1 protein-coding gene is annotated in these 480 nt (G+C 41.0%); it reads left to right on the forward strand.

Annotated features, from left to right (window positions below; genetic code table 11):
- A partial coding sequence (locus HPC41_RS02760) for a nuclear transport factor 2 family protein (RefSeq protein WP_172392470.1) occupies positions 1-452 on the forward strand: 452 nt, incomplete at its 5' end.
- Positions 453-480 lie beyond the last annotated feature (28 nt).

Genomic DNA, 480 nt, shown 5'->3' on the forward strand with positions numbered 1-480 from the left:
ACATTATGAACTCATTAGTAAAAACATTCGCAGCAGCAGCATTAATCGCAGTATCAACATTCACTATGGCCGCTAACGGACCAGGATCAAAAGCAGCAAAAGCAAGCGTAAACCTTACTACAGCAGATTTCGCACTGGACCATTATGTAGCGGTCACTACTGAGGGCGAATCGGCGGGAGTAGAGCAGTTATTCGCCGAAGATTTCAACCAAAAGATCCAAGCTTTCAATGCACAAAACCATAGCCGTGAAGAAGTCATCAAATCCTTGAAAAAACAAAAAGGTGAGAAGTTGAACTGTACAGTAAGCACAGACATCATAGAAGAATCAGCAGACTACATGGTGGCTAAGGTGACTCTAAAATTTGAGAACTTCACCAAGACAGATGTGGTTACCTTAGCGCGCGAGGGCAATGACTGGAAAGTGTCTAAATCAATCAACTCATATAAATAAGAGCCATCTCAAATAAATATATAAATGT

Origin of the sequence: Sphingobacterium prati (assembly GCF_013167215.1) — a bacterium.
GTDB lineage: Bacteria > Bacteroidota > Bacteroidia > Sphingobacteriales > Sphingobacteriaceae > Sphingobacterium > Sphingobacterium prati.